General features: G+C 62.6%; 17 protein-coding genes. 3 read left to right on the forward strand and 14 right to left on the reverse strand.

Annotation, left to right across the window (positions count from 1 at the left end; all coding sequences use genetic code 11):
- Positions 1-62: 62 nt before the first annotated feature.
- From iolB to CLV41_RS23340, 8 genes are all read right to left on the reverse strand, one after another.
- Positions 63-884, reverse strand: coding sequence for a 5-deoxy-glucuronate isomerase (gene iolB, locus CLV41_RS23305; RefSeq protein ID WP_103224880.1), 822 nt, complete (start codon positions 882-884; stop codon positions 63-65).
- On the reverse strand, positions 881-1,777 hold the full coding sequence (gene iolE / locus CLV41_RS23310; protein ID WP_103224881.1) for a myo-inosose-2 dehydratase: 897 nt from the start codon (positions 1,775-1,777) through the stop codon (positions 881-883). The genes iolB and iolE overlap by 4 nt, the downstream gene beginning before the upstream one ends.
- A gap of 302 nt (positions 1,778-2,079) precedes the next feature.
- Positions 2,080-3,921: a 3D-(3,5/4)-trihydroxycyclohexane-1,2-dione acylhydrolase (decyclizing) gene (iolD, locus tag CLV41_RS23315; RefSeq protein ID WP_103224882.1), complete on the reverse strand. Its 1,842-nt coding sequence runs from the start codon at positions 3,919-3,921 to the stop codon at positions 2,080-2,082.
- Positions 3,918-5,864 carry a bifunctional 5-dehydro-2-deoxygluconokinase/5-dehydro-2-deoxyphosphogluconate aldolase gene (locus CLV41_RS23320; RefSeq protein WP_103224942.1) on the reverse strand — a complete coding sequence of 649 codons (1,947 nt, stop codon included), beginning with the start codon at positions 5,862-5,864 and terminating at the stop codon, positions 3,918-3,920. Before CLV41_RS23320 ends, iolD begins: the two co-directional genes overlap by 4 nt.
- A 30-nt stretch (positions 5,865-5,894) precedes the next feature.
- Positions 5,895-6,674: an ATP-binding cassette domain-containing protein gene (locus tag CLV41_RS23325; protein ID WP_103224883.1), complete on the reverse strand. Its 780-nt coding sequence runs from the start codon at positions 6,672-6,674 to the stop codon at positions 5,895-5,897.
- 1 nt (position 6,675) lies between these two features.
- Positions 6,676-7,803 (reverse strand): ABC transporter permease, encoded by a 1,128-nt coding sequence (locus CLV41_RS23330; protein ID WP_103224943.1) that lies wholly within the window; start codon positions 7,801-7,803, stop codon positions 6,676-6,678.
- 227 nt (positions 7,804-8,030) lie between these two features.
- On the reverse strand, positions 8,031-8,972 hold the full coding sequence (locus CLV41_RS23335; RefSeq protein ID WP_103224884.1) for a sugar ABC transporter substrate-binding protein: 942 nt from the start codon (positions 8,970-8,972) through the stop codon (positions 8,031-8,033).
- 142 nt (positions 8,973-9,114) lie between these two features.
- Positions 9,115-9,957 (reverse strand): MurR/RpiR family transcriptional regulator, encoded by an 843-nt coding sequence (locus CLV41_RS23340; protein WP_103224885.1) that lies wholly within the window; start codon positions 9,955-9,957, stop codon positions 9,115-9,117.
- A 116-nt stretch (positions 9,958-10,073) separates the two neighbouring features.
- Here CLV41_RS23340 and iolG point away from each other — a divergent pair, with 116 nt between their 5' ends.
- The 3 genes from iolG to CLV41_RS23355 all read left to right on the forward strand — a co-directional run bounded on the left by iolG (position 10,074) and on the right by CLV41_RS23355 (position 13,305).
- A complete protein-coding gene (gene iolG, locus CLV41_RS23345) occupies positions 10,074-11,072 on the forward strand; it encodes an inositol 2-dehydrogenase (protein WP_103224944.1) in 999 nt (332 codons plus the stop codon).
- Positions 11,073-11,382: 310 nt separating this feature from the next.
- The gene (locus tag CLV41_RS23350) at positions 11,383-12,507 is read left to right on the forward strand and encodes a Gfo/Idh/MocA family protein (RefSeq protein ID WP_103224945.1); all 1,125 of its coding nucleotides are present in this window, start codon (positions 11,383-11,385) and stop codon (positions 12,505-12,507) included.
- Positions 12,508-12,630: 123 nt separating this feature from the next.
- On the forward strand, positions 12,631-13,305 hold the full coding sequence (locus CLV41_RS23355; protein ID WP_103224886.1) for a DsbA family oxidoreductase: 675 nt from the start codon (positions 12,631-12,633) through the stop codon (positions 13,303-13,305).
- Between the two features lie 81 nt (positions 13,306-13,386).
- Here CLV41_RS23355 and CLV41_RS23360 read toward each other — a convergent pair whose 3' ends face one another.
- The 6 genes from CLV41_RS23360 to CLV41_RS23385 are packed head-to-tail and all read right to left on the reverse strand — an operon-like array spanning position 13,387 to position 20,639.
- Positions 13,387-15,312, reverse strand: coding sequence for a beta-galactosidase (locus CLV41_RS23360; RefSeq protein WP_103224887.1), 1,926 nt, complete (start codon positions 15,310-15,312; stop codon positions 13,387-13,389).
- Positions 15,313-15,356: 44 nt separating this feature from the next.
- Positions 15,357-16,196, reverse strand: coding sequence for an SMP-30/gluconolactonase/LRE family protein (locus CLV41_RS23365; protein WP_103224888.1), 840 nt, complete (start codon positions 16,194-16,196; stop codon positions 15,357-15,359).
- Positions 16,197-16,200: 4 nt separating this feature from the next.
- On the reverse strand, positions 16,201-16,815 hold the full coding sequence (locus CLV41_RS23370; RefSeq protein ID WP_103224889.1) for a 2-dehydro-3-deoxy-6-phosphogalactonate aldolase: 615 nt from the start codon (positions 16,813-16,815) through the stop codon (positions 16,201-16,203).
- Positions 16,812-17,720: a 2-dehydro-3-deoxygalactonokinase gene (locus tag CLV41_RS23375; RefSeq protein WP_103224890.1), complete on the reverse strand. Its 909-nt coding sequence runs from the start codon at positions 17,718-17,720 to the stop codon at positions 16,812-16,814. Before CLV41_RS23375 ends, CLV41_RS23370 begins: the two co-directional genes overlap by 4 nt.
- A gap of 23 nt (positions 17,721-17,743) precedes the next feature.
- Positions 17,744-18,508 carry an SDR family NAD(P)-dependent oxidoreductase gene (locus CLV41_RS23380; protein ID WP_103224891.1) on the reverse strand — a complete coding sequence of 255 codons (765 nt, stop codon included), beginning with the start codon at positions 18,506-18,508 and terminating at the stop codon, positions 17,744-17,746.
- Between the two features lie 52 nt (positions 18,509-18,560).
- Positions 18,561-20,639, reverse strand: coding sequence for an alpha-galactosidase (locus tag CLV41_RS23385; protein WP_103224892.1), 2,079 nt, complete (start codon positions 20,637-20,639; stop codon positions 18,561-18,563).
- Positions 20,640-20,672: the final 33 nt, after the last annotated feature.

Below are 20,672 nucleotides of genomic sequence, written 5' to 3' on the forward strand. Positions count from 1 at the left end.
CGACAGACCTCCAATTGAGTCCGATTGGAAGCCTGTCGATCCGGGAAAGCGGCAAAAGGATTTTACCCGGCGTCGCGCTGGGCGATCCAGTCATGCTCCGGGTGGTTCTGGTAGCGCCACTTGCGCAATGGACCGGCCATGACGTTGAGATAGTACATCTCATAGCCGTAGGGGGCCCCGCAGGGATGATGACCCCTGGGCACCAGCACCACGTCGTGGCTGCTGACGGAAACGGTTTCATCCAGTGAGCCGTCTTCGGTGAAGACACGCTGGAGGCCATAGCCCTGGTCCGGATCGAGCCGGTGATAATAGGTCTCTTCCAGATAGGTCATTTCCGGATAATTGTCCTCGTCGTGCCGGTGCGGCGGATAGGACGACCAGTTGCCCGGCGGCGTGAACACTTCCGTGACGAGCAGGCTGTCGGCGACATCCGTTTCCTCCATGGCAATCGGGAAGATATAACGGGTGTTGGCCCCTTTGCCCCGGATCACCTGCTGTGGAACCGGCAGGACGCACGCCTTGTGGCCGCCCTTTCCGGGAGCCGTGCAGACGCCGATGGTGCAGTCGGTGGTCGCCGTTGCCGACCATCCGGTGCCGTTCGGCACATAGACACAGTGCGGCGGCAGCTTTTCGAACACGTTCATGCGCTCGCCCTGCTCGCCAAAGTCCTCGCCGCCGGCGGAGACCTCGGCCTTGCCTTCGATCATTACGAGGATGACCTCAAGGTCACCGGTTTCCTCGCTGACGGTCTCGCCCGCCTTCAGGCGGTACAGTCCGAAGCCGACATATCCCCAGTCGGGCGACTTCGGTCCCTTCGCGCTTTCGACGGTGATATCGTGAACCTTGCCGGTCGTTCCGGCCGGTTTGCGGAGCAACTCGCTCATGTCAATGTCACCTTTCTCGCGATCTCTTTCAGGGTTTTCAATCCCAGGCTCTGGTACTGGAAGGGATTGCGGACTTCGGGGTCCTGTTCGGCCTCGATGACGATCCAGCCCTGATAGCCGGTGTCCTTGAGGATCTGGAGCAGCGGGATGAAATCGACGCCGCCCTCTTCGTCGCCCGGCACCGTGAAGACACCCGCGCGCACGCCATCCATGAACGAACTTGCGGTGTCACGGATGTCCTTCATGACAGAAGGACGCACGTTCTTGGCATGAAAGTGACGAACGCGGCCAGCATGTTTTTCAAGGACCGGCGCGGGGTCTCCGCCATTTGCGCCGAAATAGCAGTGGCCGGCATCGAAGAGCAATTTGGTGGCCGGTCCGGTCGCCGCCATGAAGGCATCGATCTCCCGCGGCGTCTCCACAACGGTGCCCATGTGATGATGATAGACGAGGTCGATGCCCTGGCCGGCGCAGAATGCGGCGAGGTCCTCGACCTTCGCGCCGAAGGCCTTCATCTCATCCGCGCCGAGCACCGGGCTCTTGTTGATGTCGATATCCGAGCCCTGGATGGTGTTGGAAGTCTCGCAGACGATGCAGACCTTGCAGCCATTATGCTTCAGCTTGTCCAGATGTGGCTGGATCGCCTTTTTCTCGTCCTCGACCGACCGCGCGAGCAGGTTCAGGGAATACCAGCCGGAAATGAATTTCAGGCCGTGGCCGCCCAGAAGCTGCTTCAACTCCTCGGGATCGTCCGGCCAGCGGTGGCCGTTCTCGATGCCGTCGAAGCCGATCCGCGAGGCTTCCGTGAGGATCTGCTCCGTCGGGATATGCGCTCCGAGCGTCTGGTCGTCATCATTGGCCCAGGCAATCGGGTTGGTGCCGTAAAGGATCATGGGTAGTGTCCTGTCGCGTTCGAGAGAACGTTTGGTTTGACTGTATCTTTCATAGGCCTCGTCCTTCGATACGGACCTATCGGTCCTCGTCGGGATGAGGGTGGTGATGGCTAAGTGCTGAACTGCTGGTTTTGAGGTCCTTCCGTTCTCCGTCATTGCCGGGCTTGACCCGGCAACCCATGCCGTGACCATGCCAAAAGCATGGCCTCACGGTTGGGGGGCGATCGGCATGGATCCCATGGTCAAGCCATGGGATGACGTCGGGATGGGACGGTGTCTGGTCTCTCTGTCGCCCCTCCCCCTCAGTCCACGAGGTTCTGGTGTTTCAGCGCGTCGAGGTAGCCTGCGCGCGCCTTGTTGACCTCGGGGCGGGAGGAGACTTCCGGCACCGCGACATCCCACCAGGCGCCGCCGCCACTTTCCCCGGGCCCGTGCATGGGATCGGTATCGATGACGATGACCGTCGGGACCGGCCTGTCGCGGGCGGCGAGGATTTGCGTTTCGAGATCGGCGATATCTTTCGCCTTGACCGCGTGGGCTCCCATGGAGGCCGCGTGGGCGACGAAGTCGATCTCCGGCTGCGCCTCGACATTGCAGTCCGCGTATAGATTGTTGAAACGCGCGCCGCCGGTGCCCATCTGCAGCCGGTTGATGCAGCCGTAGCCGCGGTTGTCGGTCAGGACCACCGTGAACGGCACCCGGCGCATGACCGCGGTGGCAAGTTCGGAATTGGCCATCATGTAGGAGCCGTCGCCGACGAAGCAGACAACATCGCGATCCGGCCGGGCAAGCCTGACGCCCATCGCGCCGGCAATTTCGTAGCCCATGCAGGAATAGCCGTATTCCATGTGATAGCCGCCCTGCGGCGACTGCCACAGCAGCTTCAGGGCGCCCGGCATGGTGCCTGCGGCGCACATGGCGATGGTTTTGTCGGTCGCGGTCCGCTGGACGGCCCCGATGACCTCCGCATCGAGCGGCAGATAGTCTTCCGGCACACCGGTCCGCGCGCTGCAATGGGCATCCACCCTGGCGAGCCAGTCGAGCCGGGAGTGGGCATCGAAAGCTGCCGTCTTGTGATCGCCGAGCGCCGTGGAGATCCTTTCCAGTGAGATTCTCGCGTCGCCCACGACTCCTGCCGCCCCGTGTTTCAGAGCGTCATAGCCTTGCACGTTGATGGAGACCAGCTTGCGGCCGGGCTTTCTGAACAGGGACCAGGAACCGGTGGTGAAATCCTGGAAGCGCGTGCCGACGCCGATCACCAGATCGGCGGTCTCCGCCAGTCTGTTCGCGCTCTCCGCCCCGTCTACACCCGCGGCACCGAAATTCATCGGATGGGACTGTGCCAGAGCCGACTTGCCGGCCTGGGTTTCGATTACCGGTATGCCGTGCCGCGTGGCGAAGTCTCCAAGGGTCTCCTCCGCCTGCGAATAGATAACGCCGCCACCGCAGACGATCACCGGATTTTGGGCTGCCTTCACCAGGTCGGCAACCTCGGCAATGTCACGGCTGTCCGGTTCGGGGCGGCGGATCCGCCAGACCTTCGGTTCGAAAAAGCTTTCGGGATAATCGTAGGCCTCGGTCTGGGTGTCCTGACAGAATGCCAGCGTCACCGGTCCGCAGTTGGCCGGGTCGGTCATGACCTGAAACGCCCGGGGCAGGGCGGTCAACAGGTGTTCCGGCCGGCTGATCCTGTCGAAGTAGCGGGAAACCGGACGGAAGCAGTCGTTGGCGGATACGGTGCCGTCACCGAAATCCTCGACCTGCTGAAGGACAGGGTCGGGGGCGCGGTTGGCGAAAACATCTCCGGGAATGAGCAGTACCGGCAGGCGGTTCACATGGGCAAGGGCCGCCGCTGTGACCATGTTGGTCGCTCCCGGCCCGATGGAGGAGGTGACCGCCATGGCGCGGGTGCGTTTGCTGGCCTTGGCGAAGGCGATCGCCGTATGGGCCATCGTCTGTTCGTTCTGGCCGCGCCAGGTGGGCAGGGCATTGCCGGCCTGTTCCAGGGCTTCGCCCATGCCGGCGACGTTGCCGTGGCCGAAAATCGCCCAGACACCGTCGATGAAGCGGTCGCCATCCTCGGTCAGTTGCGCGGCGAGAAAGCGGATCATGGCCTGAGCGGCCGTCAGACGGATGGTGCTCATGCGGGAATTCCTTGTGGGTGGGCTGCGCGCGCTTCGGAACGGGCATTGTCCCATATACGGCAAAGCCGCTCGAAACGGGCGGTCATTTCGGCGATTGCGGCTTCGTCGTTGATTTCGCCGGCCAACCATTTGCGGCCCGAGTCGGCAAAGATGGTCCGGCCGACCGCGAAGCCCTTGACCAGTTCGAAGCGGGCGGCTTCGGAGAAACTCTCCGCCAGCCGGTCTTCCGGTGCGTCGAGGCCGAGCACCACGATGCCGCGTGTATGCGGATCGTTGTCGGTGACGGCGCCGCAGGCCTTGGCCCAGGCTTCCTGGGAGGTCATCGGCTCCAGCTTCCACCAGTCCGGATAGATGCCGATTTCATAGATGCGGCGGATGATCTGAGCCGTGGTGTCGGTCTCGACCGGCCCGATCTTGGAAGGAATGACTTCCAGAAGCATTTCAAGACGGTTGCGGCGGCAGGCGGCAAAAAGCCGTTTCAGGGTGTCCTCCTGCTGCGCCTTCAGGCCTTCGGTGTCATGCGGATGGTAGAAACACAGCACCTTGACCACGTGCTCGGCCGGCCATTCGGACAAGCCGCCGAAATCCGGGCCCAGTTCCGGTTCCAGGGTCAAGGGCCGCGAGGACGGCCACTCGACGGGATGTCCGATCCAAAGTCCGGTTCCGGCGGCCCGATAAAGCGCCTCGCGGCCGAGACGGCTGTCGCACAGAATGCCGTAGCCGGATCGGCCGCCGGAGACGTTAAGCGCCGCATCGAGGCAAAGGGTCTTGAACGTGCCGATCCGCGCATGAGGGGCACCGGCCTCGTCGGCCATCTGCTCAAGCTGAACGCGGTGGTCGAAGGCGAAGACGCGCATGGTTGACCAGTCGCCGTCATGGGACCGGTGCCGATTGGTGGACCAGTGGATCTGCTCAAGCTCCCGGTCATGGCGCAGGGCCTTGGTCCTGACACCGCGCTTCAGAAAGAACCGCAGTTCCTCCCAGCTCGGATAGGCGGGCGTGCAGCCGTGACGGGAAACCGCGAAGGCGCCGCAGGCGTTGGCATAGGTCAGGCTGGTCACCCAGTCCTCACCGGTGATCCAGCCCTTCAGCAGGCCGGACATGAAACCGTCGCCGGCGCCGAGCACGTTGAAAACCTCGATCGGGAAACCGGGACCGGAAACGCCGTCGTCCAGGCTTTCCGGGATGTCGCCCGCGAAGGCCGAAGCGCCCATGGGGCCGCGTTTGCACACCAGGGTCGCGCCGGAAACCTTGCGGACGTTTTTCAGCGCCTGGATCGTATCCGTCGTGCCGCCGGCGATATGGAATTCCTCTTCCGTACCGACGATGAGGTCGAAGAGATGCAGCGTGGCCTGCAGCTTCGCGGTCACCTTTTCGGAAGCGATGAAGCGGCTTTCGCCGTCGCCATGGCCGGCAAGGCCCCACAGGTTGGGGCGGTAGTCGATGTCGAGCGCGGTTTGCGCGCCGCTTTGCCGGGCAAGAGTGAGCGCTTTGAGGACAGCGGCTTCGGTGCGCGGGTGGCTCAGATGCGTGCCGGTCGCGACCACGGCCTTCGCCGATGCGATGAAGGCCGGATCGATATCCTCCTCGCACAGCGCCATGTCGGCGCAGTTCTCACGGTAGAAGATCAGCGGGAACTGTTCCTGGTCGCGGATGCCGAGCAGAACCAGGGCGGTCAGACGTTCCCTGTCGGTGACGACGCCCGTGGTGTCGATGCCGTGCCGTTCCAGCTCCTCGCGGATGAAGCGGCCCATGTGCTCATCGCCGACACGGGTGATCAGCCCGGATTTGAGGCCGAGCCGCGCCGTACCGGTCGCCATGTTGGTGGGAGAGCCGCCGACATATTTGTTGAAGGACGCCATGTCCTCCAGCCGGCCGCCGACCTGCGCTCCGTAGAGATCGACCGAAGAGCGGCCGATGGTTATGACATCGAGTTTCTTCACATGCACATTCCGTCAATTGAACGGTTCAGGTCAGACCGTGCCGCCCAGGGATCCTTCCAGCTGGGCCAGATCCTGGCCGCCCGCCATCAGGTCCTGCAGTTCTTCGGCGTTGATGTCCCCGCGCTTCGCGGTGCCAAGGGTCTTGCCGCGGTTCAGGACTGTGAACCGGTCGCCGACCGCCATGGCATGGCGCACGTTGTGGGTGATGAAGACAACACCGATGCCGTTTTTACGCACCTTGTCGATGGTCGCCAGCACGTTCGACGTCTGGCGGACACCGAGGGCGGAGGTTGGCTCGTCGAGGATCAGCACCTTGGCGCCGAAATAGACCGCGCGGGCGATGGCCACAGTCTGCCGCTCTCCGCCGGAAAGCGTCCCGACCGCCTGATCCGGCGAGCGCAGACGGATACCCATCTTGGCCATTTCGGTCATGGTGATCTCGTTGGCCTCGGAAAAGTCGAAGAACTTGAACGGGCCGACACGCTTTTGCGGTTCGCGGCCCATCCAGAAATTCCGGGTCACCGACATCAGCGGGATCATGGCAAGGTCCTGATAGACGGTCGCGATTCCGGCCAGCATGGCGTCGCGGGGACTGTCGAAACTGATCTCCCGGCCCTCCGCCAGAATCTTGCCGCCTGTCGGTTTATGGACGCCGGACATGGTCTTGATGAAGGTCGACTTGCCCGCACCGTTGTCGCCCAGCAGGCAGTGGCATTCACCGGCATCGACGGAGACGGAGACGCCGTTGAGGGCTATGACCGGACCGAAATGCTTCTCGATTTCGACGAGTTCGATCAATGGAGCGGACATTTCAGCGTTCTCCCGTGATCATGCGGCGGATAAAGGTATTGAGGATCACGGCGAGCAGCAGGATCACGCCGAGAAACACCCTGAAGAGCGAACTTTCGACGCCGGCGAAGAACAGGCCCTGCTGGACCACGCCGAAGATCAGCGCGCCGAGTGCCGCACCGACCACAGAGCCATAGCCTCCCGTGAGCAGCGCGCCGCCGATCACCACGGAAATGATGGCTTCGAATTCCTTCAGCAGGCCGCGGTCGGCGGCGGCAGAGCCGAACTCCATCACCTGGCAGGTGGCGAAGACGGTGGCGCAGAAAGCCGAGAACATGAACATCAGGATCTTGACCCTGTTCACCGGGACGCCGACATAGCGGGCCGCCTGAGCATCGCCGCCGGAGGCGAAAACCCAGTTGCCGAAGCGGGTGCGGGTCAAAAGAATGTGGCCGAAGACGATCAGGACAAGCGCCCAGATCATGAGCATCGGAATGCCCTCGACAACCGGTTGTCCCGCCCGGGGGCCGGCGACGAACTTGCCGACCACGCCCAGATCGGCGAGCCACACGAACAGGCCGGAAAATACCTTGCCTCCGAACAGCCAGGCGATCGGATCGCCCTCGGCCGCCTCGCGCACGCCGCCGATGATGGTCTTGCGGGTCGTCGTAATGGAAATGAAGATCGTGAGACCGCGCAGAATGTAAAGAGAGGCAAGTGTGACGATGAAGGACGGCAGGCCGGTCCTGATCACCAGAAAGCCGTTCAGCGCACCGATGGTGAGCGTCAGCGCGAACGCGGCCAGGATGGCGAACCAGGCGGGCAATCCCCAATGCACGGTCATCAAGGCCATGACGATGCCGGAGAACCCGATCATGGAGCCGACCGAGAGGTCGAATTCGCCCGCGATCATCAAAAGGCATGCGCCGACGGCGATAATGGCGAACTGAGCCGACACCGTACCCCAGTTGATGATGCCTTCGGGAGCGAACATGCCGCTGTCGCCGGCAATGGCGATGAAGAATACAAAGACGAGAATCGTGCCGCAGATTGCGCCGAGTTCGGGACGGATCAGCGCCTTGCGAAAAGTCGACATCTCCCGGATGCGTTCGTCTTGGTCGGGAGTGGCTGCGGTTTGTGTCTCCGCCATGAAGGTCCTCCTGCGTACCGGAACAGCCGGCCGCTTCCTGAGCGAAACAATCCAGGCCGGGGCCTTTCCCGTTCGCATGCGGTCCGGCCGCATAATCTTGTTCCGGAAATGGTCTTTCAGAAGTGAGAGACGGCGGACCGCCTCTCACGCTGACTGCGGACGAGATGCCAGTTTAAACTCGATCAACTTTTGGACCTCCAATCTGTTCAGATTGGAGGTCTTTTGAGCTAGCGGTACTCGCCGGCGTATTTTTCCACCAGGGCAATGTTGTCTTTGGTGACGAAGCCCGGGCCGGAGTTGATGGAATTGCCGGGGACCACACCGTAGCGAGCCAGATTGGTCAGGATCACCACCGGCAGGTAGCCCTGAAGATAAGGCTGCTGGTCGATGGCGAAGGCAATCACACCGGACTTGATGCCTTCGGCAATTTCACCGGAAAGGTCGAATGTGCCGAAATGGATGGTTCCGGATTTACCCGATTCCTCGAGAGCCGCGAGGGTCGGATGAGCGGAGGTCGGGCCGAGGGTCAGGATGCCGTTGGTATCCGGGTTGCTCTGCAGGTAGGCCATGACCTTGGACTTGATTTCCGCCGGGTCCTGGCCGCTGTCGATCATCTGGCCGCCAAGCTCGACACCGAGCGCGTCGGCGTAACCCTGGCACCGCTCAACGGAGGCCGGGTTGGTGATGTAGTGGTTGACACACAGGAAGCTTGTGACGCCGGCTGCCTTGGCCTTTTCGCCTGCGCCCTTGCCCGCGTCGAGTTCCGGCTGGCCGACATGCATCAGCGCTCCGAGCTTCTTGGACTGTTCCTCGGTGCCGGAATTGATGGTGATTACCGGAATGCCCTTGGCGACCGCGTTGGAGACCGGGCCGGACAGGACGTCGAAGTCGGCGATGGTGACGATTATGCCGTCCGGATTGGAGGCGGAGGCCTGCTCGATGATGCGGGCCATATCGGCCAGGTCGCCGGTTGGCGGATTGCGGTATTCCACCTCGACGTCCATCTGGTCGCCGGCGACGGCAATAGCGTTCTTGATGGTGTTCCACCAGCTGTCGCTGTCCGGCGCATGGCTGACCAGAACGAAGCGCTCGCCCTCCGCCGATGCCGGCGTTGACAGACCGGTGAAGGCAACGGCCGCGGCGGCCATCGCGATAAATGTCTTTTTCATGTGTTCCTCCCAGAACAGATGCCGCGGGCCAAATGTAGCTGCCCACGTCTTCAGAAGTCGTCGGTGGCCGCGAGGTCTCAGGGCCACTTTTGGAATTTAAATTCTATTTTTGAATTTGTGCAACAGATTTTTTTCAAAAACGTCAAATCCGGTTGCGTTGCGCGCCTACTGATACAGCCAGAGAGATGGCAAGTGACAGGCTTGCCGACAGAGCTCTGAAGGCACCGACATCCAGTTCGGAGACCAGAAGCTGAATGGCTTTCAGCCGGGCCAGAGGGCTTGTGACCACATCCGTGATGGCGACAATGTCCGCGCCGTTGGAGCGCGCCTGTGTGGCCATGTCTATGGTCATCTGCGTATAGGGTGCGAAGGTCACCGCGATCACTGCGTCGTTGGGGCGGATCAGGTGCTCCATGTTGATATTGGCGATGCCGGAATGAAGGACTGCCGGCACGTTCATTTTCTCAAAGGCATAGGCAAGATAGGAGGTGACGGGAAAGGCGCGGCGGAAGCCGATCATGTGAATGGTTTCGGCCCGCGCGAGAACATCGACCGCCTGTTGCAGGGCAATCGGATCCACGGTTGTCAGCAGGTTTTCCAGCGAAGAACGTCCGACCTCGACGAATTCCGCAAGCAATGCGGAAGGGGATTCCGTGCCGTGGTCGCGCAGTTTTGCCAGCCGGGTGGCATAGTCGGGCCATTTCTGGGAATAATCGGACCGGAACAGTTTCTGCATCTGGGAATATCCGGAAAATCCCATTTCCTGGCAGAAGCGCATGACCGCGGAGGGCTGCACATCGGCGCCTTCGGCGAGTTCGGCCACCGTCGAAACGGGGACGCGATCCGGGTTGGCCGCGATGAAATCGGCGAATTGTTTCAGCCGTTTGGGAAGGTGCTCCGCTGTGGCGCCCAGGCGCTCGAAAAAGGCGTCAATGGTTTCGGGCGGTGAGGTCGGGAGAGGCTGGCCCGAGTCTGTATCCGTCATCTGTTTCTTCTTTTCCAGCTTGACACATTCCGTTTAAAGTGATTTTGGAATTTTTATTCTAATTTTGCAAGCCGCGATCACTGGCGATGTTCGGCTTTACCCCGTGGGAGGACAACATGGTTATCAGGATCGCGCTGCTCGGCGCCGGACGTATCGGCAAGGTGCACGCCAAGGCGGTTTCCGCCGCTGACGGGGCTAGGCTTGTCGCCGTTGCGGACGCCTTTGCGGAGGCTGCTGAAACTCTCGCCGCGGGCTACGGCGCCAGCGTGCGGACAATCGATGAGATCGCGGCGGCCGATGATGTCGACGCCGTGGTGATCTGTACACCGACGACGACACATGCGGACCTGATCGAGCAGTTCGCCCGTGCCGGCAAGGCGGTGTTCTGCGAAAAACCCATCGACCTGTCGCTTGACCGGGTGAAGTCCTGTCTCAAGACGGTCGAGGAGCTTGGCGCGACGCTGATGATCGGTTTCAACCGGCGGTTCGACCCGCATTTCAAGGCGGTGCGCGATGCTATCGACGCAGGCCGGATCGGCGATGTCGAAATGGTACAGATCACCTCCCGCGACCCGGGCGCGCCGCCGCCATCTTACGTCCAGACCTCCGGCGGCATTTTCAGGGATATGACCATCCATGATTTCGATATGGCGCGGTTTCTGCTCGGTGAAGAGGTTGCGACCGTCTACGCGACCGGCTCCGTACTGATCGACCCGGAAATCGGCAAGCTCGGCGACTATGACAGCGCCATGGTGGTGATGACCACCGCCTCCGGCAAGCAGTGTTCCATTTCCAACTCGCGTCGCGCGACTTATGGATACGACCAGCGTATCGAGGTCCACGGTTCCATGGGTGCCGTCTCCGCGGAAAACGTGCGGCCGGTGTCGATCGAACTGGCAACGCGGGAAGGCTATACCCGGCCTCCGCTGCACGATTTCTTCATGACCCGCTATCTGGACGCCTATGCGGCGGAGATCTCCGCTTTTGTCGAGACCATCGGCAGCGGCAAGGCGCCGTCTCCGAGCGGCGAGGACGGCCTGAAGGCGCTGGCGCTGGCGGAGGCCGCCCTGAAGTCGATCGCCGAACGCCGCGCAGTCGGCATGGACGAGATCTGAGGTGGGGTCACTTAATTCATCGTCATTACCGGGCTTGACCCGGTACTCCATACCGTTGCGGTGCCGCAGGTCAGGCCGTGCGACTGGAAACGCAACGGCATGGGTCCCGTGGTCAAGCCATGGGACGACGAAGTGTGAGAGAAAAATGATCTGCCGGTCAAAACCCTCATCGTGAGGAGGAACGGCAGGTTTGTCTCGAATATGGGCAGCTTGCTTTAAGAGTATGCCGCCGATCTTCGAGACAGCACTCCGCGCTTCATCAGGATGAGGTGCGAGGGAACACAGCCGGCTCGACATGAGGATCAGCAATATGAAAAGTCTCGGCATTGGATTGATCGGTACCGGCTTCATGGGCAAGTGCCATGCGCTGGCTTATGGTTCGGTGAAAGCCGTATTCGGCGACGTGCCGGCCCCCCGGCTGGAAGTGCTGTGCGACGTGCCGGCCGACAAGGCGGCGGGTTTCGCGGACCAGTTCGGTTTCGCCCGCTCGACGAGCGACTGGCGGGAGCTGATCGCCGATCCGAAGGTCGATATCGTCTGCATCACGACACCGAACAAGGTGCACAAGGACATGGCGCTGGCCGCACTCGCGGCCGGCAAGCATGTGCATCTGGAAAAGCCGATGGCGCTGACGCTGGAGGATGCGCGAACCATGCGGTCTCTGGCGGACAAGAGCCTCGGCAAGACCATTGTCGGCTACAACTATCTGCACAATCCGGCCATCGCCCATGCGCGCGGGCTGATCGCCGAGGGGGCCATCGGCCGGATCGTGCATTTTCGCGGCATGGTCGACGAGGACTATCAGGCCGACCCCGACCTTACCTGGACCTGGCGGGCGACGAGGGCCGATGCCGGGCTCGGTACCCTGGGCGATCTCGGCTGTCATCTTGTGTCCCTGGCCGCGGCCCTGGTCGGACCGGTCGAAAGCCTTGTCGCCGAAACCAGAACCGTTCATGCCACACGGCCGGTGGGCGAGGGTTCCGGCGAGCACAGGCCGGTTGAAAACGAGGACATCGCCTCGGCGCTGCTGACATTCGAAAACGGCGTTCATGGCGTGATTTCCACCTCGCGCAGCGCCTGGGGCCGCAAGAGTTATATCGCCTTCGAGGTGCACGGCACGGAAGGCATGATCACCTTCGACCAGGAGCGCATGAACGAACTGAGGCTCTACCAGAACCGCGGACCGATGGCCGAACAGGGCTTCAAGACGCTTTTGAGCGGTCCGGAACACCCGCCCTACGGACACTTCGTGCCGGCTCCCGGGCATCAGCTCGGCTTCAACGATCTGAAGGTTATCGAGGTGCATGAATTTCTGCGCGCGATCTGCGAAGACCGTCCGGCGGTGCCGTCCTTCAGGGAGGCCCTGCATTTCGAAGCCGTCATTCATGCTATCGCTGAGGCGGCGGCGGAGGAGAAACGGGTTTTCCTGAAATAATCACAACCTTTCCGCGCCGCGAATTGTTCTCTATATGGGAATCGGAGAAGAATAACGGCAGGCTGCTCCGAGGCGCGTCGAAGACCCGCCTGGCGCAGGCAGACCTTCGGGAAGGAACACTTCATGACGACGGGTTTGGACGCGGACGACCTTGAGAACATCCTGCAGATCGACATCGTTTCCGACGTTGTCTGCCCCTGGTGCATCGTCGGTTTCAAGCAGCTGGAACAGGCGATCGAGAATACCGGTGCCTCGGCGGCGATCAAGTGGCATCCTTTCGAGCTCAATCCGGACATGCCGCAGGAAGGCGAGAACCTGCGCGCGCATATCATGCGCAAATACGGGACCACCGCGGAGCAGTCCCAGGAAACACGCGACCGGCTGACCGGGCTTGGCGCCGGGCTCGGATTTGATTTCAGTTTCACGGACGACATGCGGATGGTGAACACCTTCAAGGCCCACCAGCTGATTCACTGGGCCGGACCGGAAGGCAAGGAACATCCGCTGAAGATGGCGCTGTTCGAAGCCTATTTCAAAGATGGCAAGGATGTCAGCGACACGGAAACCCTGGCGGATATCGCGGCTGGTCAGGGCCTTGATCGGAACGAGGCGGTTCGGGTTCTCGAGGACGGACGTTTTGCCGACGTGGTGCGCGAAGAAGAAAGTTTCTGGAGACAGAACGGCATAGAGGGAGTCCCCGCCGTCATCTTCGAACGCCGGCACATGATCTCCGGCGCGCAGGGAGCCGAGAACTATGCCTCGATCATAAGGCAGCTCGTGGACAACGAAGCGGCCTGAGGTTTGGGGCTATTAAACCAGTCTCATCCTCATCCTTGGAGACGCGCGCGGGGGCGCTCCTCAGGATGAGGCCGGTACCGGTTAAATCCCGCTGCGAACCGGTTCCCGCTTCCGCTCAAGCAACACCCCGGCGGCCTCCATGCGTCCGGCGGGTGTGTCCGCGGACTCGGCACCGTAGTTGGTCCATATCCGGAACCCGTCCGTGTCCCGGCAGCGTACGCCGCCTTCAAGGTCCATCGTCTCGATGCCGGCGTCCCGGCAAAGTTCCGAATAGAGCCGCTTGAGGGCGGCTTCATCGCACCATCCGCCGACATAGGTCAGATGGCCTGAGCGCAGGATCGCTGGCTGGCCGTCCTCCAGTTCAAAAACGGTATCCGCGGCCCCTTCGAGTTCTTCCCGGTATCCGGTGAAACAGCCGCCGCCCCTGAGCGGCATAGGCATGTCGGGCCGCATCGTTTCGACGCGCGAGACGGTCACGTCCAGCCCCGGCATGTCCGGGGGGAGCGGAACCGGGATCACCATGTCGGCATTGCGGGCCGCCGTGCGCGGTCCCAGAACCACTTTCGCATCCGCGTCGGCAAGGACCTTCTTCAGATCCTGGGGCATATAGATCAGCCCGGGCGCCGCAACGATCTTGTAGCCGGAAAAATCCCGGGTTTCACCGCGGAGAATGTCGACGGACAGGCCGAGCTTGCGCAGGGCCTTGTAGGTTTCGAAAACCAGCTGGAAATAGCTGAGACCCGCGCCGTGCGGCTGGGTGGTCCAGGCGAAGTCGGCGTCGTAATCGAAGATCAGCGCCACCGGAGCCCGGGGGGCCGAGACATCCGGGGCTTGCCGCAATTCGTCGGCGACCCTGCGGGCTTCCAGCAAGGCCGGGGCATCGGCGTTGTCCGGGCGCAGCATGCCCGCATGCATCTGTTCCTGCGCGAAGGGGGCCTGTCTCCAGCGGAAATAACAGACCGCCTCGGCGCCATGGGCATAGGCTTCCCAGGCCCACAGCCGCATCATGCCCGGCAGCGGCGCCGGATTGTGCGGGGCCCAGTTCACCGGGCCGGGCTGCTGTTCCATCACCCACCAGCGCCCCTTGCCGACGGCGCGGTAGAGATCGTGGTGGAAGGCCTGAAAATCCGGGTCTCCCTGACGGGCGAAGGCCCGCTGCCAGGCGTCGTCGGCACCGACCCGGTCTTCCAGGAACCCGAGCGGATAGCTGTCCCAGGTTGCGATCTCCAGGTCGTCGCCGACCTTGAAGTGGTCGAAATCGGTGAACCGGCCCATGTAATTGTGGCTGATCGGCGCGTCGGAGACCTTGCGAATGATCTCCACCTGCCGCCTGTTGAAACCGACAACCTGATCGGATGAAAAGCGCCGGAAAGCCAGCGTATGCGACGGGTTGGGCTCCGTGACGGTCAGGTTTGGCAGGCCGATCTCGTCGAAGGAGGCATATTCCATCGACCAGAAGACGTTTCCCCAGGCGCGGTTCAGCGCCTCGATGCTGCCGTAGCGGGTTTCGAGCCAGAGGCGGAAGGCTTTCAGCGCGGCCTCCGAGTAGGACAGGATGGTGTCGTGGCAGCCATACTCGTTGTCGGTCTGCCAGGCGGCGATATACGGGTTTTTGCCGTAGCGCCCGGCGACCAGAGCGACGATGCGGTCGCTTTCCCGCCGGAAGCCCTCATGGGAAAAGCAGTAGTGGCGGCGGGAGCCGAAGCCGCGCGGTTTGCCGTCGGCATCGACGGCGATCATGTCGGGATGTTTTTCAACCACCCAGCGGGGTGGAGTTGCCGTCGGCGTGCCGAGCACCACCTTCAGCCCCGCCTGACCAAGCGTTTCGATGGCCCGGTCGAGCCAGTCGAATTCCAGCTTGCCTTCACAGGGCTCGATGCGCGACCAGGCGAATTCGCCGACCCGGACCCAGGTGAGGCCGGTTTCCGCCATGCGGCGCGCGTCGGCCTCCCAGATCTCTTCCGGCCAATGTTCGGGATAATAACACGTGCCAAGAGTACGTTTCATGTGATCACCTTGATCGGCCCGCGGTCATATCAACGCAGGAGGCTCTAGAGAATTACGCGATGTTCCGTCTGGCCGCGAACGCCAACCCTTGTGGTCCAGGTCTTGCCATCGGATTCCCCGGACAGGTCGAGCGCCGCCGAGGTCACAAACAGCGTCTGCATGTCCGGACCGCCGAAGGCCGGGCAGGTGGTCTGGCTGGCAGGAAAGGAGACTTCCCCGGCAAAACCGCCGTCCGGCGCGTAGCGGGCAACGCGGCCCGCTTGCCATTGGGCATTCCATAAAAAGCCCTCGCTGTCGACAACCGCGCCGTCGGGAAAAAGGCCTTCTTCGGAGAAATCCCTGAACAGCGCCGGTGTTCCCGTTGGCCATCCTTCCTCGTCCAGGGCGATCTGCTGAAGCAGTTGTTTGTCCGTATCGGCAAAATAGGCGGTCCTGCCGTCGGGGGAGAAGCAGATGGCGTTGGTGACGGTAATGTCACCGAACAGCTTGCGCAGCTCGCCCTTGTAATAGCGATAGATCGATCCGGCACCCGGCTCGGCGTTGAAGCCCATGGTGCCGATCCAGAACCCGCCCTTCGGGTCGGCGCGGCCGTCGTTTGAGCGGGTTACCGGGTTGTCCGCCTCCAGGTCGACAAGTTTGCGCGATGTCTCGGCATCCAGATCGAACAGGAACAGCATGCTGGCGCTTGCGATGAGCAGTTCCGTTTCGCTGACCCAGCCCGCGGCCGAAACATACTCATCGAACTGCCAGGATTTAGGCGCTCCGTCTTCATTGCTCATCAGCCGCTTGTTGAGGATATCGAGCCAGAACAGCTGCCTGCGCTCCGGATGCCAGAGCGGGCCTTCACCCACCTCACAGCGGCGGTCGTCAAAGATTTCTATCATGGATCTACTCCTCGGTTGAAACCGCCGCATCGTAGGCGGCAACGATCTTCTCCGCGCGCTGCCGGATTTCAGCGACCGTGAAGCCCGGCTTGAAGAGCGCGGTGCCGATGCCGAAACCGGTTGCACCGGCCCTGATCCAGTTGCTGAAATTATCCGGTCCCGCGCCGCCGACCGCATAGGTCACGGTTCCCTTCGGCAGGACCGCGAGCATGGCCTTCAGACCGTCGGGGCCGATGAGCGATGCCGGGAAGAACTTCAGGCCGTCGGCTCCGCCACGCAGGGCGGTGAAACATTCGCTCGGTGTCATGACGCCCGGAAAGGAGGACATGCCTTCCGCTTTTGTCGCCGCGATCACTTCCGGATTGCAGTCCGGCGAAACGATCAGGGTTCCTCCGGCGGCCTTGACGTCCCGGACCTGTGCGGGTTCCAGAACGGTTCCCGCGCCGATTTCCGCCACATCGGAAAACTTTCCGGCCATGGCGCCAATGCTTTTCAGCGGGTCCGGGGAATTGAGCGGGACTTCTATCCGGGTGATGCCGGCTTTAATCAGGCATTCGGTCACGGGCAGAGCTTCGTCCGGGGTCAGCCCGCGCAAAATCGCGATAAGGTTGCGGCTCATGAGGATACCTTTGAACAGGAAGAATAGGCGAGGGTGAGGCCTTTCAGCGTGATGGTGTCCGCATCCAGCAGTCCGGCACTGTGGCCGAGGCTTTCCAGGGCGGTCCGGTAGGTTCTTGCCAGGGTGTCGCTGCCCAGGATCGCAATCGGCAGGTTAGCAATGTCCTGGCGCACCGCCGCCAGTTCCACACCGATGAGCAGTCCGGACAGGCGTCCGCGGGCCTGCTCCGGACCGAGGCCCGCGATCAGACCCGCCGCCCTGACGCCGAAGAGTTCCGCCGCGAGCCGCGCCGGTTCCTTATCCATGTCCCCAACGGCTTTCCTGAAGGCATCCATGTCCATGTCTTGCTGCGAGAGGCCGTGACGCAGGACCGATTGGCCGGACAGCAGCGCAAACAATTCGCCCGTCATGAAAGTTGTGAAAGCCGTTATCCGGCCGCCATCCAGAAACACCCATTTCGTGTGCGTTCCCGGCAGGCACAGCAGCCCCTTGAATTCGGGATCTCCGGCAAGAAACCCGGCGATCTGCGTTTCCTCGCCGCGCATGACATCGGCGGGCTCAAGCTGCTTGATGCCGGGCAGGATGCGCACATCGAGACGGGCGTCCCGGGTGGCGACGATCGTGGCGTCCCCGATGGTGGGCGGCGGGCAGGGCGTCGTCTTGTACGGCGCCTCGGCCCAGCCCTGGCGGGAGCCGGCCATGCCGCAGACGATTACCGCTGTCCCGCGGCCCTCGCTCAAAAGGTCTTCGGTCAGATCGAGAAGCGCGGGTTCGAATTCATGCGGGGCGAGTTTGCCCATGCCCTTCGCGGAGCTGCGGTGGGCGATTGTCTTCCCGGAACCGTCGATAGCCCAGATACGCAGATTGGTTGTTCCCCAATCCACCGCGATCCAGTCTGCCGTCATCGGTCCTGGGTTTTCCTGGGGTGTCATCCGGTCACCACAACTCCGCCATCGACCACGAGGGACTGGCCGGTCATCGCCTTGCTGGCGCGGGAGGCCAGGAACAGCACCGGGTCGACCATGTCTTCTGGCACAAGCTCCACCTTGAGGCACTGACGGTCGATATGGGCCGCCAGCCCTTCCGGCGTTACCCAAAGGTCCTTCTGCCTTTGGGTCAGCACCCAACCCGGCGCCATGGCGTTGACGCGGATGTTGTCCGGCCCGAATTCGCGCGCCAGGCTGCGGGTCATGCCGTTGATGCCGGAATTGGCCGTCGTGTAGGACGGGAAACCGTCCCCTCCCATCATGTAGGAAATGGAGGAGAAGTTGACGATCGAGCCGCCTCCGGCGGCGCGCATGCCGGCGATCACCTGCTGGCAGGCGAAGAAATAGGATTTCAGGTTGATGGCCTGGGACCAGTCCCAGAACGCCTCGTCGACCTCTTCGGTCTTGTGGCGTTTGTCGTTGGCGGCATTGTTGACCAGCACGGTGATGGCGCCCTGGGCTTCCGCCGCTTCTGTCATCGCGCGTTTCAGCGCGGCAATATCCGTGATGTCGCAGGGTAGAAAGAGAGGGCGCTGTCCGTGTTTTTCCTGCATCTCGTCGCAAAAGGCGGATGCATCCGAACGCTGGACGAAAGCGACCTTGGCACCCTGGGCAAGAAAACCGTCGGTGAGCGCCGCGCCGATGCCGGACCCGCCGCCGGTGATGAAGACCGATGCATCCTTGAGATCCGGAAAGTTGGCGTACATTTGAGTTTCCTTCGTTCATGCTTGCGGCTTGAACCGGGTGCCTGGAGACGGCTCAGAGCCGCCTTCCTTCCAGCACCCAGATCGTCTGCGGGAACCGCCAGGGGAGTGTCAGGCCGTGGGACATGAGATATTGTCCGCTGGCATCAAGATCTGTTTGCTTAAGCAGTGGCGCGCCGCGTGACAAGCGCGAAGCATCGTCCCGATTGGTCAGGGTTATCCTGTATGTCGTCTCCGGGTTCAGGCCGGTGAGGCGAAGCGGATACGGCAGGATCTGGTCGGAGGTGCGGATCTGCGCCGCGAAAACCACGAAGCGGTCACCTTCTTCCGAGAGTTGCTGTTCCGCGATCACGGCCGGGTCGGCGCTGTCCAGACGCAGGATGTCCGCCCGCATCATCCAGTCGCGGTTGGCCTTCCACCAACTTGTCACCTGGCGCAGGGTGTCCGCCTCGGTGTCCGTCAATTCACGCGGGTCCATCTCGAACCCCATGTGCCGCTGGGCGGCCGTCCAGGCGCGAATGCCGATGTCGAGCATCCGTCCGGACGTATGGCAGCGGCGCGGTCCGACATGGGATCCGGTAACGGATGCCGGCAGGAACAGCGCCGCGTCGTGCTGGATGCGCTGGCGCTCCAGCGCGTCGTTGCTATCGGAGAGCCAGACCCGCTGGGTGCGCTCCAGAATGCCGAAGTCGATACGCCCGCCGCCCGACGAGCAGCTTTCGATCTCGACATTCGGAAAATCCGCCCGCAGCCGGTCCAACAGCGCGTAGACGCCCTCGGTCTGGGCGCTGTCGATGACCGGAAGAACCCTGTTGTGGTCCCACTTGATGTAGCCGACATCGTTGTTTGAGAGGATGTCGGCGATGTGGTCATAAAGGTAGGTGCGCACATCCTTCCGGGACATGTCGAGGACAAGCTGCTGGCGGCCGCGGATCTGATCCGCCGGTCCAAGCACCCAGTCGGGATGGGCGCGCTGGAGGTCGCTGTCCTCGTTGATCATCTCCGGTTCGAACCAGATGCCGAATTCCAGGCCGAGGGCCTTGATATGATCTATAAGCGGGGTCAGGCCGTCGGGGTACTTGCGGCGGTCGACGGTCCAGTCTCCCAGAGACGAGGTGTCGTCGTCGCGGCGTCCGAACCAGCCGTCGTCCAGCACAAAGCGCTCGGCCCCCAGGTTCGCCGCCTGCGAGGCGATGGATTTGAGCTCGTCGAGCTTGTGATCGAAATAGACCGCTTCCCAGCAGTTGTAGTGCACCGGGCGCGACGCGCGGGCGCCCTTGACGATGTGATCGCGGACGTGCCGCTGGAAGAGGACCGCCGCGCCGTTGAGGCCTTTCGGCGACCAGGCGGCATAGAGCGGGGCGGTCTGAAAAAACCGCCCCTTCGCCATGCTTGCGGAAGCGTGGCCGAACTGGACCTGCCGCCGTCCGTCCGCCAGTTCTTCCGTCACCATTCTGTGTCCGCCGGACCAGCCGTAGTGGAAGGCATAGGCCTCGCCCTGAGTGTTCGTCGTCGCGGCATTGCAGACGATCAACCCGGGGAAATGAGCGTGGTCCGTGCGGCCGGTCCGGTTGTCGCGCAGGCGCGCACCCGGCGCGAAGGCAAGGCGGCGGGTCAGAAATTCGGCGCACCAGCGGCCGGAAAACTCGATCATTTCATCCAGATGCGCGGGAGTGGGCAGCACCGGCGCCGCCAGCCAGTCCACTTGGATCTCGTCCACGCTGTCAAGCCGTGTCCGCAACTTCAGGAGTGAGGTTTCCGGTGTCAGCGCCAGATCGAAGCTCAGGCTGAGGCCAAGGCTGCTGTCGGTGAAGACAAGCGTATGTCCGTGTTCCGTCTCCTCTTCGCTTTCAAAGCGGAAGGACGGCGCGAGCGGCTGTCCGGCGGCGCTGCGGGCGGTCAGACCCGTCTGGCCGGGGAAGGTGCGGGAGGCTTCCGGGTTCAGGCTGACGGGAGCGTTGGCGTCGATCATGCCGCCGGTGACGTCCATGACGGAGGCCGCGGCCAGGGTGCCGATATTCTCGCTTTCCGGCAGGGCCGGGCCCCAGTAGACGACTTCCGGCAGGCGGTCCTCGAAGCTTGCGAGAACCAGGCTCTGACGGGTGTCGCTTAGATGCCAGGTCCTAGCCCGCATTTCTCTCGCTCCCCGCGCCCTGCGTCGTGTGTT

Source organism: Roseibium marinum (assembly GCF_002906165.1).
Lineage (GTDB): Bacteria > Pseudomonadota > Alphaproteobacteria > Rhizobiales > Stappiaceae > Roseibium > Roseibium marinum.

Coding starts and splice junctions, on each gene's coding strand:
- iolB (WP_103224880.1), bottom strand. CDS start 884: ATGAGCGAGTTGCTCCGCAAACCGGCCGGAACGACCGGCAAGGTTCAC.
- iolE (WP_103224881.1), bottom strand. CDS start 1,777: ATGATCCTTTACGGCACCAACCCGATTGCCTGGGCCAATGATGACGAC.
- iolD (WP_103224882.1), bottom strand. CDS start 3,921: ATGAGCACCATCCGTCTGACGGCCGCTCAGGCCATGATCCGCTTTCTC.
- CLV41_RS23325 (WP_103224883.1), bottom strand. CDS start 6,674: ATGTCCGCTCCATTGATCGAACTCGTCGAAATCGAGAAGCATTTCGGT.
- CLV41_RS23330 (WP_103224943.1), bottom strand. CDS start 7,803: ATGGCGGAGACACAAACCGCAGCCACTCCCGACCAAGACGAACGCATC.
- CLV41_RS23335 (WP_103224884.1), bottom strand. CDS start 8,972: ATGAAAAAGACATTTATCGCGATGGCCGCCGCGGCCGTTGCCTTCACC.
- CLV41_RS23340 (WP_103224885.1), bottom strand. CDS start 9,957: ATGACGGATACAGACTCGGGCCAGCCTCTCCCGACCTCACCGCCCGAA.
- iolG (WP_103224944.1), top strand. CDS start 10,074: ATGGTTATCAGGATCGCGCTGCTCGGCGCCGGACGTATCGGCAAGGTG.
- CLV41_RS23350 (WP_103224945.1), top strand. CDS start 11,383: ATGAAAAGTCTCGGCATTGGATTGATCGGTACCGGCTTCATGGGCAAG.
- CLV41_RS23355 (WP_103224886.1), top strand. CDS start 12,631: ATGACGACGGGTTTGGACGCGGACGACCTTGAGAACATCCTGCAGATC.
- CLV41_RS23360 (WP_103224887.1), bottom strand. CDS start 15,312: ATGAAACGTACTCTTGGCACGTGTTATTATCCCGAACATTGGCCGGAA.
- CLV41_RS23365 (WP_103224888.1), bottom strand. CDS start 16,196: ATGATAGAAATCTTTGACGACCGCCGCTGTGAGGTGGGTGAAGGCCCG.
- CLV41_RS23370 (WP_103224889.1), bottom strand. CDS start 16,815: ATGAGCCGCAACCTTATCGCGATTTTGCGCGGGCTGACCCCGGACGAA.
- CLV41_RS23375 (WP_103224890.1), bottom strand. CDS start 17,720: ATGACGGCAGACTGGATCGCGGTGGATTGGGGAACAACCAATCTGCGT.
- CLV41_RS23380 (WP_103224891.1), bottom strand. CDS start 18,508: ATGTACGCCAACTTTCCGGATCTCAAGGATGCATCGGTCTTCATCACC.
- CLV41_RS23385 (WP_103224892.1), bottom strand. CDS start 20,639: ATGCGGGCTAGGACCTGGCATCTAAGCGACACCCGTCAGAGCCTGGTT.